The sequence below is a fragment of the Carbonatibacter coralli genome (genome assembly GCF_039592655.1).
GTDB classification, from domain to species: Bacteria; Pseudomonadota; Alphaproteobacteria; order Kiloniellales; family Kiloniellaceae; genus Carbonatibacter; species Carbonatibacter coralli.
On record NZ_JBBUTJ010000003.1, the window covers coordinates 156,763 to 170,152 of the forward strand.

Consider the following 13,390-nt stretch of genomic DNA (forward strand, 5'->3'; position numbering starts at 1 on the left):
TTCAGAGCTGCTCAGCTCAGTTCACCCTTCAGCATTTTAATAACAGAGGCATAATCCTTGTCTCCCTGTCCCGCCTTGATCAGCATCTGGTATATGGCCCGCGCTTCGGCTCCCATGGGAGTGGGACAGTCTGTGTAGTCCGAAGCCATCTGTGCCAGGCCAAGATCCTTGAGCATCATGTTTGCAGCAAACCCTGCCTCATAGTTGTTGCTTGATGCGGTTCCCTCGACAATTCCCGGCACCGGATTGTGTGTGGTCATGGCCCAGCAGGAACCGGAAGAACTGGAGGAAATATCAAAGAAGGTCCTGGCATCCAGCCCCAGTGCCTCGGCCAGATTGAAGGCCTCTGATACAGCAACCATCGAAATTCCAAGAATCATGTTGTTGCAAATCTTTGCAGCCTGACCGTTTCCGGCACCGCCTGCATGGATAATACGCCCCCCCATAATGTCCAGAAACGGCCGGGCCTTTTCAAAAGCCTCTGTACTGCCACCGACCATAAAGGTCAGTTTCCCTGTTTCCGCCCCGATCACTCCCCCGGAAACAGGGGCATCAAGCATGGACAGATCATGACTTTCGGCCTTGGCATGAATTTCCCGCGAGGAAGCAACATCAATTGTGGAGCAGTCGATAAACAGAGTTCCCCGATGCGCCTTTGCCAGAAGACCATTCGCACCAAGGTAGACAGCCTTTGCATGCTGGCCTGCAGGCAACATCGTGATGACGACATCTGCATTTTCCAGCACGTCCAGCTGGGACTGGACAACAGTAACGCCATTTTCCCTTGCCAGTTCGATTGACGTTTCCGACAGATCAAATCCTTTGACAGCATGCCCTGCCCTTACCAGATTTGCTGCCATCGGGTTGCCCATGTTACCCAGCCCGACAAAACCTACCTGTGCCATTTCAAGCCTCCTTTTTATTGTTTCATTGCGCATCTATTTTAAAAGCGCACCATCCTTCAGCGTCCAGTTGTCATAGTAATCCATGAAATCCGAAGGCGGATTGTGAAGGTCCAGATCTTCCCAGTCCGGATTGCCATCCTTGTCGACCAGAACAGAACGAATGCCTTCCTTGAAATCAGAGGTGTAAACAGACGCTGTTGAAATTCTCAGCTCTCTTTCCAGAACCTGACCAATAGCCTGTCCCCTGGATTGCCGGAGGTTTTCCCAGGTCAAAAGAAGACTGCGTTTGCTTCCCTTCCCCATGGCTTTGAGAGCCTTGCCAAGGATCTCCCCATCCTGCCCATCAACAGTTTCCTGAAGCTTTAGGAGCTCATCGACGGCTTCCCCCAGAGTTTTGTGATCCAGAGCCTGATCCAGCACTTTCTGATTGCGCGCCAGAAAGGTATCTGCAGCAGAACAGTCTCTGGCCAGAGATTTCAGAACGGAATCAACACGGGCAAATCCCTTGTCGCTTGCGGCCACAAGCCTTTCCTCAAAAACCTTGAGATCGGATGCATCAAGCAAGTGCGTCCCAAAACCGCAGAAAAGCCCTTCCAGATAGGAACAGCGATATCCGGTGAGCCCCAGAAACCACCCCAGGCGCCCCGGCATCTGGTTGAGGAAATACCCGCCACCGACATCAGGATGAAGACCGATGGCGATCTCGGGCATGGCAAAGACACTGCGCTCGGTGACAATGCGGTGGCTGCCGTAAATGGATGTGCCAACCCCGCCGCCCATGACATAGCCATCAAGAAGAGACACATAGGGTTTCCTGAAATGCGCCAGAAAGTTGTTCAGGCGGTATTCGACGCGAAAGAGACCCTCACCCCGGTCTGCGTCATCCCAGACCGCTCTGACATCACCACCAGCGCAAAAGGCACGTTCCGATGAGGACTTGATCAGCACCACATCAATTGCCTCGTTGTCATGCCATTCGAGCAATCTTTCATAGAGCGCGGCAATCATATGATGGGTTAAGGCATTGAGTGCTCTGGGTCTGTTCAGAACAACAACCCCCACTCCATTTTCCTCTGAAAAGAGAATATCTTCTTCAATTGTCTGCGTCATCAAGCATACCCTGTTTTTAATTGGGGATATGATGGAGCCATTGTGACAGGGGTGTCAATCAACATAACCGTTAAAAAAAGAGGGAACAGAAAAGCTCCCTCTTTTGCCCCCCGTCTTTATTGTCGGCGAATTCCGTTCAGGAGCTCTTCAACTTCCGATCCCAGATGTTTCGACTGATCTCCAAGCCCTCTGGAATCCTGCAGAAACTCGGAAGAGGTCGACTGGTTCTGCTCAGAGGTTTTACGCACCGACATCATGGCCTTCTGCACATTGCCGGTTCCGCCCCTGATATCCTGCGCATGACAGGAAATATCATCCGTTGGCTGCTCCCGGCTTACAATAATCCGGCGCTGAAGCTGCTGGTCGACCTGCCATTGGAGACTGCGCTGACAGCCAGAAGAAAAAGAAAGGAAAGGCAAACACTTGTGATCACACCCTTTGCCACAAATTGCATTTTTCTGAATATCGGCTTCGAGTCCTGATGATCCATTTTGTGGAGTGAATTCACCAGACAGAGAGACACAGCCTTTTTCGGGACGCACGAAGGAATTCAACAAAAATAATTGTTGCTTTTTACCTGCTTTTTTATTGGGATAATCTGAAAGTCGAATCATGAAGTAACGCCCTGCAAGCAAGCCAAAACTCACAAGCTCCAGCTTCTCTTCCGGGCGCACAAACAAACACTCATTTGATAATAAGTCAAAATAACGTCCCCGCCACAGATGTGAAAAACTTCAATACGCGATTTGGAAAATTTTCGTTTTTAAAAGGAAAAGATGTATGAGCGCCGCTGATTACAAACCGGAAACCCTTGCCCTTCACGCAGGCTACCGGGCCGATCCCAACACCGGTTCTGTCGCCGTCCCGATCCACCAGACAACATCCTACCAGTTCAAATCAGCAGAACATGCAGCCAATCTCTTTGCTCTCAAGGAACTTGGCAATATCTACACGCGCATCATGAACCCGACGACAGACGTTCTGGAACAGCGCATTGCTGCACTGGAAGGCGGCGTTGCCGCCATGGCTGTTTCTTCCGGGCAGTCTGCCTCTGCCTTTTCCATTCAGAACATTGCACAGGTCGGCGACAATGTTGTTGCGTCCTCACAACTCTATGGCGGCACCTACAATCTTTTTGCCAATATTCTGCCAACAATGGGCATTGAAGTCAGACTGGTTGATCCGTCAGATCCGGAAAACTTCCGCAAGGCAGCAGATGACAAAACCCGGGCGTTCTATGCTGAAACCCTTCCGAACCCGCGCCTTGCCGTTTTCCCGATTTCCGATGTGGCAGCAATCGGTGATGAACTCGGCATCCCGCTGATCATGGACAACACGGCAGCCCCGGTCATCTGCCGCCCGATCGAACACGGAGCGCACATTGTCGTTTACTCCACAACAAAATACATCGGGGGACACGGCACTTCCATTGGCGGCATGATCGTCGACAGCGGCAAGTTCGACTGGGAAGCCCACAAGGATCGCTTTCCGACACTGAATCAGCCAGACCCGAGCTATCACGGTGCAGTCTGGACAGAAGCCGTCAAGCCACTGGGACCAATAGCCTATATCCTCCGGGCCCGCGTGATTCTGCTTCGCGATCTTGGGTCTGCGATGTCCCCTTTCAATGCCTTCCAGTTTATCCAGGGCATGGAAACCCTGCCACTGCGCATGCGCGAACACTGCAGAAATGCAAATGCAGTTGCCGAGTTCCTCAGCACTCATCCCGCTGTTGAACGGGTCATCCATCCAAGTCTGGCATCCGGCCGGGAAAGGGAAATCGCCGACAGACATTTCAAAGGCGGTTATGGTGCACTGATCGGCTTTGAGCTGAAAGGCGGACGTGCTGCAGGAGCGGCCTTTATTGACGCGCTCAAACTCTTCTATCACGTTGCCAACATCGGGGATGCACGTTCTCTCGCAATTCATCCCGCAACCACAACACACTCCCAGCTCACAGCAGAAGAACTGACAGCATCAGGTGTATCCGACAGCTACGTTCGCCTTTCAATCGGCATCGAGCATATCGACGACATTCTGGCCGATCTGTCACAGGCTCTGGGTGCGACAAATTAATCCCTGACCGCCGAAAGTTCCATTCAAAGGCTCAAGTCTCTGGACCTGTTATTTGACAGGTTTTATAAGGGACCTGAGCCTTTCCTGTAAGCAAGGGCAAAAAAACACGTCAGTGGAGTCAATCAATTGAGCAGCCTCTCCCCATTCCTCGTGCACCGTCCGCGTCGCAACCGAACCGATAGCTGGACCCGTCGTCTGGTCGCAGAAAACCGCCTGGGCACCGACGATCTGATCTGGCCCCTGTTTGTACAGGACGAGATGGGCACAAGCGATGTTGCCTCCATGCCCGGTGTAAAACGTTACGGTCCGGACACCCTGGTTGACGCAGTGGGAGAAGCCGTTGAACTGGGCATCCCTGCCGTTGCCATTTTTCCCTATAACAGGGACGACAGCAAAACGGCTGACTGCCGCGAAGCCTTCAATCCGGACAATCTGATCTGTTCGGCTGCTCGCGCCATTCGCAAGCATCACCGGGAAATCGGACTGATCGGTGATGTTGCGCTTGATCCCTACAACAGCGCCGGGCACGACGGAATTGTCCGCGACGGGATCATTCTGAACGACGAAACAGTCGAGGTTCTCTGTAAACAGGCTCTTGCACAGGTCGAAGCCGGCTGTGATTTCGTCGGCCCTTCCGACATGATGGATGGGCGTATCGGTGCCATTCGCACAACACTGGATGAAGCAGGACACGAGTACGCCAAGATCATGGCCTATTCAGCCAAGTATGCCAGTGCATTCTACGGCCCCTTCCGCGATGCCGTGGGCGCAGCGGGCTTTTTGAAAGGCGACAAGAAAAGCTACCAGATGGATCCCGCCAACAGTGACGAAGCCCTTCGCATGATCGAAGGAGACCTCGAACAGGGCGCAGACATGGTCATGGTCAAGCCCGGCATGCCCTATCTGGACATCATCCAGCGCGTCAAGGAAACCTTCCGCGTACCAACGATGGCCTACCAGGTCAGTGGGGAGTTCGCCATGATCAAGGCAGCCAGCCAGAACGGGTGGATTGATCACGACAACGCCATGATGGAAAGCCTGATGGCCTTCAAGCGTGCAGGCACAGACGGCGTTCTGACCTACTTTGCCAAGGATGTGGCCCGACGCCTGAAGCAGGGATAGGAACATGTCCCTCTTTCAGGCTTTCCTGGAGGCCTTTCCCAACGATCCGGACCAGACCGTCCTGTGGACCTGTGATAGCGAACACTACAGCTACCGGGATCTCTATGAATTTTCAGGCCAGCTTGCCAACGCCTTGCAGCAGAACGGCCTGAAAAGCGGTGACACAATAGCCATCCAGACCGGGAAGTCCGCTGATCTTGTTTTCCTCTATCTTGCATCTTTGCGAGTTGGACTGACCTGCCTTCCTCTCAATCCCTCGATCGCCCTTTCGGATTTGTCGGCAAGCCCTGAAACGCAAAGGCTCTCCCTTCTGGTGTGCAGCCCGGACAAAGAGGAACAGGCACAGGAAAGTGCAGCCGATCTGAACATCGCTTCTATTCTGACTTTGGGGACACGCGGGGATGGCAGCCTGATGTCAGCCTGCATCACCCAGGACCTGTTGTTTCAGGACAGTCCTCTGGCTGCAGACACTCCCGCAGCCCTGCTCCCTTCAGGAACAACAGAAAACAGGGCGGTTCTGACATCCATGACCCAGGCTGACCTGTTGCGCGAAGCAAGGGATCTTGTAAAAAAGCACAGCCTGAACGGGGAAGATGTCCTGCTCCACGCCCTTCCTGCCTATCAGAAACACGGCCTGTTCTCGCTTGTAAACATGGCTCTGCTGAGTGGCAGCAAAATCTGTTATCTCAAAAGCTTTGATGCAGTCCGGATGACCGGGCTCCTGCCCCGTATCACGGTTATGGCTGGTAACCCCGTCGTCTATCAGCACTGGATCAGTTCAAGCAGTTTCACAGGCGACATTCCCCAATCTGTGCGCAGCTGTCTCTGCGCAGGCGGCCTGCCTTCAAAAGAGAGTTCTGATCTCTTTTATGATTACACCAGAAGGAAAATAAATATTTTATAATCAGTATATTAACTCAAAAATTGAATACTTTTCCTGAACAGAAAACCCCGGCAGAAACCCTGCCGGGGTTTTGTCTTTCAGAAGGATCAGCTGGATCAGCCAACGATCTCTTCATCAGCAAAGAAGAACTTGATTTCTTCAGCAGCTGTTTCAGGAGCATCGGAACCGTGTACAGAGTTCTCGCCGATAGACAGAGCAAACTCTTTACGGATTGTGCCTTCAGCAGCTTCTGCAGGGTTTGTTGCACCCATAACTTCACGGTTTTTCGCGATCGCGTTTTCGCCTTCGAGAACCTGAACAACAACTGGCTCGGACATCATGAATTCAACCAGCTCGCCGAAGAAGGGACGCTCTTTGTGAACAGCGTAGAAGCCTTCAGCCTGCTCGCGGGACATGCGGATGCGCTTGGACGCAACGATACGCAGACCAGCTTCCTCAAACTTGGCAACGATCTTGCCGGTCAGGTTACGTTTGGTTGCATCTGGTTTGATGATAGAGAAAGTACGCTCGAGAGCCATAGTTCGGAACCTTTTCAATAAAGCTTCAACAGGTAAATTTCTGCGTTCTTATACGTCCGCCAAAGAGGAAGGGCAAGGCTTTTACCAAGCCCGCCCCCAAAATCATGAAAGCTTCATTTTGTGTTCTCAGGCCCCGGCCGGAATCGCACCGATGGAGATCAGGAATTCGCGTTCCGTCATACGGGAATGATCCCCGGCAAAATCATAACCGGCAGGCTTGTGATCAATATAAATTTCCCCGCCGAGATTCAAACCGGTCTGATCATCAAAAATGCCGACCGACATCAAGGTCATGCTGCCATCTTTCATACGCCAGAAAAGGTTGCTGCCGCAGTTCGAACAGAAGCCCCGTTCAGCATAATCGGAAGAGCTGTAGCTCCTGATATGCTCTTCTCCCTGATACACCACGTTTCCGGCCAGAACAGACAGCCCCGGACCACCGGACCATTTCTGACACATGGTGCAATGGCAGGCATGATAATGGGCATCACATTCACTGGCCTCGATCCGGACAGAACCGCACAGGCACTGACCTTTCAAAGACTTCTTTTCAACAGGAGTATCGCTTCCGGAAGACATGACATTTCCCTCAAGACTTGATCATTTTCTGACAGGCAACACACCGGAGAACATTCTCGGGAACACCATACGCCAAAATAGAACAAAACGAAAACAAAAAAGAACTTACCCGGCCGCTCCCGAAATGATAAAGAACGACCATGCTGACAGTTCATGATCTTACATACCGTATCAACAGCCGCGTCCTTCTGGACAAGGCCTCCGCAACCATTCACAAGGGTGACAAGGTTGGCTTTGTCGGTCGCAACGGCACCGGGAAGTCCACACTGCTCCGTCTGATTTCCGGTGAACTTCCGTCAGAACCCGGGGAAATTGTCATTCCAAGAAACGAGCGTGTGGGCAAGGTTCATCAGGAAGCGCCTTCCGGTGATGTGTCACTGATTGATACTGTTCTTGCAACCGATCATGAACGGACAGAACTCCTCAGTGAAGCAGAGACAGCGACCGATCCGGTCAGGATTGGCGAAATCCACGAACGCCTGCACTCCATCAACGCAGACACAGCCCCTGCAAGGGCTGCAAGAATTCTGGCCGGACTGGGCTTCAGCGAAAGCGCACAACAACAGCCCTGCTCTGCCCTGTCAGGCGGCTGGAGAATGCGCGTTGCCCTGGCCTCACTCCTCTTTGCCGAACCCGATCTGCTGCTGCTGGACGAGCCGACAAACCATCTGGATCTGGAAGCAACACTCTGGCTTGAAGGCTATCTCAAAAGCTATTCCGGGACACTGTTTCTGGTATCCCACGATCGCACACTTCTCAACAAGATCTGCAACCGCATTGTTCATCTGGAACATTTGAAGCTCAACAGCTACACCGGAAACTACGATCAGTTTGAACAGACCCGCCGGGAGCGTCTGGAACTGCAGGCCGCCCACCACGCCAAGCAGCAGGCACAGATGGCACACATGCAGTCCTTCATCGACCGCTTCCGGGCGAAGGCTTCCAAGGCACGTCAGGCACAGTCCCGCATCAAGGCTCTGGAAAAGATGGAGCCGATCGCTGCTGTCATGGAAGATCAGACTGTATCCTTTGACTTTCCATCTCCTGACGAACTCCCTCCTCCCCTTGTCGGACTTGATCGTGTCAACATCGGTTACGAGGCAGGCAAACCGATCCTGCGCAATATTTCCATGCGGCTGGATCAGGAAGACAGGATTGCCCTGCTTGGTGCAAACGGCAACGGCAAGTCCACCCTGATGAAGCTTCTCGCAGGACGCCTGGCGCCTCTCTCTGGCGAGATCAGTCGTTCCGGAAAGCTTCGCGTGGGTTACTTTGCCCAGGACCAGGCCGACGAACTGGATCTGGACGCCACTCCCTACCAGCTGATGGCGCGCGCAATGCCACAGGGAACCCTGCCCGAAAAGGTTCGCGCCCAGCTGGGCCGCTTCGGTTTTGGCGAAAACCACTTCGAAAACAGAATTGCCTCCCTTTCAGGCGGAGAAAAGGCACGCCTCCTCTTTGCCCTGATGACACGCGAAGCACCTCACATCCTGCTGATGGACGAACCCACCAACCACCTGGATGTTGACTCCCGGCAGGCTCTCATACAGGCCATGAATGCCTTTGAAGGAGCGATTGTACTGGTTTCTCACGACCCTCACCTGATCGAGCTGTCAGCGGATCGCCTCCTGCTTGTTGCAGATGGCGACGTCAAACCATTTGATGGCGATCTGGAAGACTATCGCAAGCTCCTGCTCGAACAGCGCCGCAAGGAGCGTCAGGCCCAAAAGGCAGGAGAAACAGGACAGGACAGCAACAACGCCGACACAGACAGCCTCTCCAAAAAAGACAAACGCAAGGCCGCAGCCGAATTGCGGGCTGCCTCGGCAGACCTCAGGAAAGCCGTGAAAAAGGCCGAGAAGGAAATCGAGAAGCTGGAATCCCGGAAAGCGGAGATTGAAAACAAGCTTGCAGACCCGGAGATTTACAGTGGCCCGTCAGAAAAAGTTCAGGAGCTGAACATCGAAATGGGCAAGGTGACAAAGGCTCTGGAACAGGCTGAAGAAGACTGGATGCTGGCACAGGAACAGCTGGAAGAGGCCCTTTCCGCCTGAACCTCTGCCACAAATCTATCACTTGATAGGTAAACAGTAATAGACCTCTGTCACGAACCGGTCCATCTAGGCTTCAACAAGTCCCGCGCTTTTAAGGCAGACAAAAACGGAGTCAGAAGAATGAGAGCACATTTTCAAAAATACAGCGGCAAGGGACAGGCCTTGCCGCCTGTTCCCAAAACAGACAAGCTGGTCTGGGCCTGGATTGGAGCCTGCATTGCCATTGCTGCAACAGCCGGTTTATCAAACTGGGCCAACGCTCCCTTCTTTATGGCTCCCTTTGGAGCAAGCTGTGTGCTTGTCTTTGCGGCCCCCAATGTTCCGCTTGCCCAGCCCCGCAATCTCGTTCTGGGTCATCTCGTTGCCGGTTTTGTCGGTCTGGCCATTTTTCATACCCTCGGGAACGACTGGATTTACATGGGCATTGCCGTCGCAACCGCAATCACGGCCATGCAGCTGACCCGCACTCTTCACGCACCGGCCGGTGCAACACCGCTGGTTGTCATGCTGGAACAGGCAGACTGGTCATTTCTGGTGACGCCCATTCTGAGCGGTGCCCTTGTAATCCTGCTGGTTGGTCTTGTGGTCAACAACCTGCCCAAAGGCGGCCACTATCCCGAATACTGGTAGGCTCTAGACAAAGGGATGTGCCGGTGTGATCCAGTAGTCATAAAGCAGGGCGCCCCCGAAAAGAGCGATCACCCCCCCCCCCAGAACAGGAATAACCCGCCCAACCCAGAGGCGATTGCCTCCGATATCCTCGACCAGCCACAAAAGCGGAACACGGATCCCCTTGGCGGTCAGGGCAATCGCACTCACCGTCAACCCGGTCCCGAGGGACATGGCCAGGACGGCCATCAGGCCTCCCCACCATTCTCCCAGCAGGAATGAGAGGATCAAGACCAGCAAGGCACCTGTACAGGGTCTGATCCCGACCGAGGAAATCAGCAGCCAGAAATCCCTCTTCCTGATCTCGTGCTTGCTCTGCCTGCTGTGATCATGGTGTTCATGATGTGCATGTTCGTCCTGATGCCCATGGTTATGATCACATCCGGAATGCGCGTGATCATGACTGTGCCCGTGGTCATGCCCGCAGCAGTGATGATGACCTTCGCTGTTTCTGAAACCACGAAACATCAGGAAAACCCCGACAGCAATAAAGGCTCCATAGCTGACAGGTTCGAGCGCGTCTTCAACCGACAGGGAAAAGGAGCGCACGCCTCCTTCCAGAATGAGCCAGGCTCCTCCAACGATAACAATGGCTGTCAATCCCTGCACACAGGATGAGATCATGGCCAGCGAGGCTGTTTTTCGTACCGAAACGTGATGGGTCAGGCTGTAGGAGGAAATAATCGCCTTGCCATGTCCGGGGCCCACAGCATGAAAAACACCATAGAGAAATGAAACCCATGCCATATGCCAGGCTGCATTTCCGCCCAGCCCTTCTGTCGCCATGGCACGAACAGCCGATGAGATTTCTGCAGAAAAACTTTGCTGATAGGCCCGGGTTATATCAATCAGCCCCGCCCAGGTTTCCTGAAAGGCAGACAGAACCTCGAAGGCGAAAGCCGCTTTTGGCGCGGCCAGCAACAGGGCAGCGCACAGCAGAGGAAGCACTCTTTTCATCATTTATCCTCTGCAATCCACAATCATGGTTTCAGCAAAGGCAGCCCCGATACGGGGATCATCCGGCGTACCGTCAATCGGAATGGCTTCCAGAAGAGATCTGGTCTGCTCGTCAACCCCGGTCGCAGCCTTTCTTTCAGTCCGGCAATCCGCATCGGCACCACTGACAGCCCTGGCCTGCCCACCCTCAATTGCACTGGCCGGAAGATAACTGACCGTCTGATCGGACTGGACGAAATCCATGGCAATAAAATAGGACGGGTCAAACATTTTAAGCTGTACCGCTTCCCCGAGGGAAGTCTCGCCACTTTCCGGTTCAACAAGAAACCTCAGAACGAGACGCCCGCTTTGAATGGACGCATGAATGCGTGTGGCATTGATGTCGATCCGGTCCTGATTTTCCAGCCCCTCGATTTCCAGAAAATAATTCCACTCCTTGAGATTTGAGAGGGCCTCTCCCGCGAAGTCATAAAGCTCCTGATCGGACAACTGACCGTCCCGGTCAAGATCAAGGTCGGCAATCAGGGTTTCCGAATAGAGATCGTCGAAGATCCAGATCGGCTCCAATCCGACGATCTTCTCCTGCTCGTGATAGACAATCACTGCAGTATCAACAAAAACATGAGGGTGTGCCTTGGCACCCGGAACAGATGTCATCAAGGCAATTGCCAGCCCGCCAAGGGAGGACCGCACACCAGAAGCACCAAATGACTTAATAGAAAAATGCATACTGTATAACTCAGCTTACGATGCGAAAGTTTTGACGTTATACAATAACATAGGCAGTCTCGCCACAAAACAAGACTGCCTACACAAAAATATCTCAGTCGCCGTCAGCTTTTTCATCCAGCTCTTCATTTAACTGGTTCTGAACGAAGTCGGATGTTTCCAGCTCAATCACAAATCCGGCATCTGTGTGCTTCAGAATACGCCCCTTGAAACGTCCCAGCGTTTCAACATGCAGGTCAATCAGGGACCCTGCATCGGGTCGCAATTCGCTTTGCACCGCAAGGCCACCGGCTGAAAGATCAACACACTCAACACGATGCCACTCTTCCGCTATTCGCACAAGCGCAGAGCCATCAACCTCGAACCGCTGAAAAAGTCTGCGGGTATCGCTCTCTATTGTCCTGACTTTCATTGTACGCCCAACCTTTGTGTTTTTCAGACAAAACCACCCCAGGCTGCGATAAATTCTAGATCATAACGCCAGAGAGGCAAAGATTTTATTCCGTGCGATGGATCAGGTGATAACCAAAGGATGTCTCAACAACATCACTGGTTTCGCCAACGTTCATTGAAAAGGCAGCTTCCTCGAACTCGGGCACCATCATGCCACGGCCGAAATGGCCCAGATCGCCACCTTCCTGACCGGAAGGACAATCGGAAAATTCGCGCGCGAGAGCACCAAAGTCCTCGCCGCCTGCAGCGCGACCCTTCAGTTCTTCAATCAGGCTTTGAGCCTCTTCCTTGGAACGGGATGCAGTGGAACGCATGGACCCTGCGTACATCAGCAGGATATGGGAAGCACGAACTTGAGACATAACTCTCTCCGCTGTTGGTAAAATCAAAACAGCCAACACAATAACAGCCCGACTTTCGCATGCAACGGAAGTCGGGCTGTGTCACGGATTCTCGACCGGAAAATATCAGGTAATCTGGAATTTCGACAGCACCTGCGCCAGATCGTCACCAAAGTTGGGACCCCGACGGACAACACCAACATTGACCGGCAGTGCACGCATGTCAGGATGCGAAGGCTCCAGGCTTGTCAAAGCCGTAACCGGAATATGCTTTGTCGAGGGCATTGCAGAAAGCGCACAGGCCAAATCGGCCCCGGACATTCTCGGCAGGACCATCGAGGTCATGATCATGTCCGGCTTCAATTCCATAATCAGGGCAATGGCATCAAAGGGATCCATGATCGTTGTAACGCGATAACCACAGGCTTCCAGCTCCCGGGCCACAACCTTGCCAGCAATTTTCTGGGGAACAACAAGCACAACTTCCTTGATGTCGATTTCAATGTCTTCAACGTTGAAGGTCGAGTGGTGTGGCATGGAGCGCACAACTTCAGCAATTTCGCTGACGTCGACACTCTCGCCATCCAGAAGCGAGGAAATCTTGTCACTGTAGGTCTGAAGGTCACCGATCGCCTTGTCATCGAGCTCCTTGACACTGGACATGTATTCTTCAAGGCGGTGTGTGATTGCTGTCAAACCAGGAACATTGACGGACTTGGCTTTCAAACGGATGTTTGAAACATCCCCTGACATCCTTGCCAGAGCATCCTTCGGATCCGTTCCCCCTGTACGGACCTGCTGCAGTGTGACTTCCAGACTTGACGCGACATCGCGCGCTTCATCAAGGATTTCAGCCTCTGCCTGTTGATTGACTTCTTCTTCTGTAATGTTAATGCCACTGCTGCTCATTGAGCCATCTACTCCAATAAGAACAAAATCTGGCAAGATAGTAGCGCTCAATAGGTTAATGATA

General features: G+C 52.9%; 15 protein-coding genes. 5 read left to right on the forward strand and 10 right to left on the reverse strand.

What is annotated here, in order from left to right:
* Positions 1–11 precede the first annotated feature (11 nt).
* The 3 genes from mmsB to AAAH10_RS09150 form a co-directional block, all read right to left on the reverse strand.
* Entirely contained in the window at positions 12–938 is a 927-nt protein-coding gene (gene mmsB / locus AAAH10_RS09140) for a 3-hydroxyisobutyrate dehydrogenase (protein ID WP_343562746.1), read from the reverse strand.
* Entirely contained in the window at positions 939–2,015 is a 1,077-nt protein-coding gene (locus AAAH10_RS09145; protein WP_343562748.1) for an enoyl-CoA hydratase/isomerase family protein, read from the reverse strand.
* Between the two features lie 116 nt (positions 2,016–2,131).
* Positions 2,132–2,689 carry a hypothetical protein gene (locus AAAH10_RS09150; RefSeq protein WP_343562752.1) on the reverse strand — a complete coding sequence of 186 codons (558 nt, stop codon included), beginning with the start codon at positions 2,687–2,689 and terminating at the stop codon, positions 2,132–2,134.
* 106 nt (positions 2,690–2,795) lie between these two features.
* Between AAAH10_RS09150 and AAAH10_RS09155 the strand changes: the two genes are divergently transcribed.
* The 3 genes from AAAH10_RS09155 to AAAH10_RS09165 all read left to right on the forward strand — a co-directional run bounded on the left by AAAH10_RS09155 (position 2,796) and on the right by AAAH10_RS09165 (position 6,117).
* Positions 2,796–4,091 carry an O-acetylhomoserine aminocarboxypropyltransferase/cysteine synthase family protein gene (locus tag AAAH10_RS09155; RefSeq protein WP_343562753.1) on the forward strand — a complete coding sequence of 432 codons (1,296 nt, stop codon included), beginning with the start codon at positions 2,796–2,798 and terminating at the stop codon, positions 4,089–4,091.
* A 126-nt stretch (positions 4,092–4,217) separates the two neighbouring features.
* Positions 4,218–5,213, forward strand: coding sequence for a porphobilinogen synthase (gene hemB, locus AAAH10_RS09160; RefSeq protein ID WP_343562754.1), 996 nt, complete (start codon positions 4,218–4,220; stop codon positions 5,211–5,213).
* 4 nt (positions 5,214–5,217) lie between these two features.
* On the forward strand, positions 5,218–6,117 hold the full coding sequence (locus tag AAAH10_RS09165; protein ID WP_343562756.1) for an AMP-binding protein: 900 nt from the start codon (positions 5,218–5,220) through the stop codon (positions 6,115–6,117).
* Positions 6,118–6,212: 95 nt separating this feature from the next.
* Here the strand turns inward: AAAH10_RS09165 and ndk are convergent, their stop codons facing one another.
* Together ndk and AAAH10_RS09175 are read right to left on the reverse strand one after the other, a co-directional pair.
* A complete protein-coding gene (gene ndk / locus AAAH10_RS09170; protein WP_343562758.1) occupies positions 6,213–6,635 on the reverse strand; it encodes a nucleoside-diphosphate kinase in 423 nt (140 codons plus the stop codon).
* Between the two features lie 126 nt (positions 6,636–6,761).
* Positions 6,762–7,214: a GFA family protein gene (locus AAAH10_RS09175; protein ID WP_343562760.1), complete on the reverse strand. Its 453-nt coding sequence runs from the start codon at positions 7,212–7,214 to the stop codon at positions 6,762–6,764.
* Positions 7,215–7,354: 140 nt separating this feature from the next.
* On the opposite strand from AAAH10_RS09175, the gene AAAH10_RS09180 reads away from it, so the two are divergent.
* Both AAAH10_RS09180 and AAAH10_RS09185 read left to right on the forward strand, forming a co-directional pair.
* Complete coding sequence (locus AAAH10_RS09180; protein ID WP_343562762.1) at positions 7,355–9,268, forward strand: ABC-F family ATP-binding cassette domain-containing protein; 1,914 nt, start codon at positions 7,355–7,357, stop codon at positions 9,266–9,268.
* 120 nt (positions 9,269–9,388) lie between these two features.
* On the forward strand, positions 9,389–9,898 hold the full coding sequence (locus AAAH10_RS09185; protein ID WP_343562763.1) for an HPP family protein: 510 nt from the start codon (positions 9,389–9,391) through the stop codon (positions 9,896–9,898).
* Between the two features lie 3 nt (positions 9,899–9,901).
* Here the strand turns inward: AAAH10_RS09185 and AAAH10_RS09190 are convergent, their stop codons facing one another.
* The 5 genes from AAAH10_RS09190 to AAAH10_RS09210 all read right to left on the reverse strand — a co-directional run bounded on the left by AAAH10_RS09190 (position 9,902) and on the right by AAAH10_RS09210 (position 13,326).
* The gene (locus AAAH10_RS09190) at positions 9,902–10,894 is read right to left on the reverse strand and encodes a nickel/cobalt transporter (RefSeq protein ID WP_343562765.1); all 993 of its coding nucleotides are present in this window, start codon (positions 10,892–10,894) and stop codon (positions 9,902–9,904) included.
* A gap of 3 nt (positions 10,895–10,897) precedes the next feature.
* Positions 10,898–11,623, reverse strand: coding sequence for a DUF1007 family protein (locus tag AAAH10_RS09195; RefSeq protein WP_343562767.1), 726 nt, complete (start codon positions 11,621–11,623; stop codon positions 10,898–10,900).
* A gap of 94 nt (positions 11,624–11,717) precedes the next feature.
* Positions 11,718–12,035, reverse strand: coding sequence for a PilZ domain-containing protein (locus tag AAAH10_RS09200; protein WP_343562769.1), 318 nt, complete (start codon positions 12,033–12,035; stop codon positions 11,718–11,720).
* Between the two features lie 85 nt (positions 12,036–12,120).
* Positions 12,121–12,438 carry a peptidylprolyl isomerase gene (locus AAAH10_RS09205; protein WP_343562771.1) on the reverse strand — a complete coding sequence of 106 codons (318 nt, stop codon included), beginning with the start codon at positions 12,436–12,438 and terminating at the stop codon, positions 12,121–12,123.
* A gap of 105 nt (positions 12,439–12,543) precedes the next feature.
* Positions 12,544–13,326: a response regulator gene (locus AAAH10_RS09210; protein ID WP_343562773.1), complete on the reverse strand. Its 783-nt coding sequence runs from the start codon at positions 13,324–13,326 to the stop codon at positions 12,544–12,546.
* Between the last annotated feature and the right edge of the window lie 64 nt (positions 13,327–13,390).

What these genes read in the sequence shown, in the direction of transcription:
- mmsB (WP_343562746.1), bottom strand. Translation starts at nt 938, where the DNA reads ATGCGCAATGAAACAATAAAAAGGAGGCTTGAAATGGCACAGGTAGGT.
- AAAH10_RS09145 (WP_343562748.1), bottom strand. Translation starts at nt 2,015, where the DNA reads ATGACGCAGACAATTGAAGAAGATATTCTCTTTTCAGAGGAAAATGGA.
- AAAH10_RS09155 (WP_343562753.1), top strand. Translation starts at nt 2,796, where the DNA reads ATGAGCGCCGCTGATTACAAACCGGAAACCCTTGCCCTTCACGCAGGC.
- AAAH10_RS09165 (WP_343562756.1), top strand. Translation starts at nt 5,218, where the DNA reads ATGTCCCTCTTTCAGGCTTTCCTGGAGGCCTTTCCCAACGATCCGGAC.
- ndk (WP_343562758.1), bottom strand. Translation starts at nt 6,635, where the DNA reads ATGGCTCTCGAGCGTACTTTCTCTATCATCAAACCAGATGCAACCAAA.
- AAAH10_RS09175 (WP_343562760.1), bottom strand. Translation starts at nt 7,214, where the DNA reads ATGTCTTCCGGAAGCGATACTCCTGTTGAAAAGAAGTCTTTGAAAGGT.
- AAAH10_RS09180 (WP_343562762.1), top strand. Translation starts at nt 7,355, where the DNA reads ATGCTGACAGTTCATGATCTTACATACCGTATCAACAGCCGCGTCCTT.
- AAAH10_RS09185 (WP_343562763.1), top strand. Translation starts at nt 9,389, where the DNA reads ATGAGAGCACATTTTCAAAAATACAGCGGCAAGGGACAGGCCTTGCCG.
- AAAH10_RS09190 (WP_343562765.1), bottom strand. Translation starts at nt 10,894, where the DNA reads ATGAAAAGAGTGCTTCCTCTGCTGTGCGCTGCCCTGTTGCTGGCCGCG.
- AAAH10_RS09195 (WP_343562767.1), bottom strand. Translation starts at nt 11,623, where the DNA reads ATGCATTTTTCTATTAAGTCATTTGGTGCTTCTGGTGTGCGGTCCTCC.
- AAAH10_RS09200 (WP_343562769.1), bottom strand. Translation starts at nt 12,035, where the DNA reads ATGAAAGTCAGGACAATAGAGAGCGATACCCGCAGACTTTTTCAGCGG.
- AAAH10_RS09205 (WP_343562771.1), bottom strand. Translation starts at nt 12,438, where the DNA reads ATGTCTCAAGTTCGTGCTTCCCATATCCTGCTGATGTACGCAGGGTCC.
- AAAH10_RS09210 (WP_343562773.1), bottom strand. Translation starts at nt 13,326, where the DNA reads ATGAGCAGCAGTGGCATTAACATTACAGAAGAAGAAGTCAATCAACAG.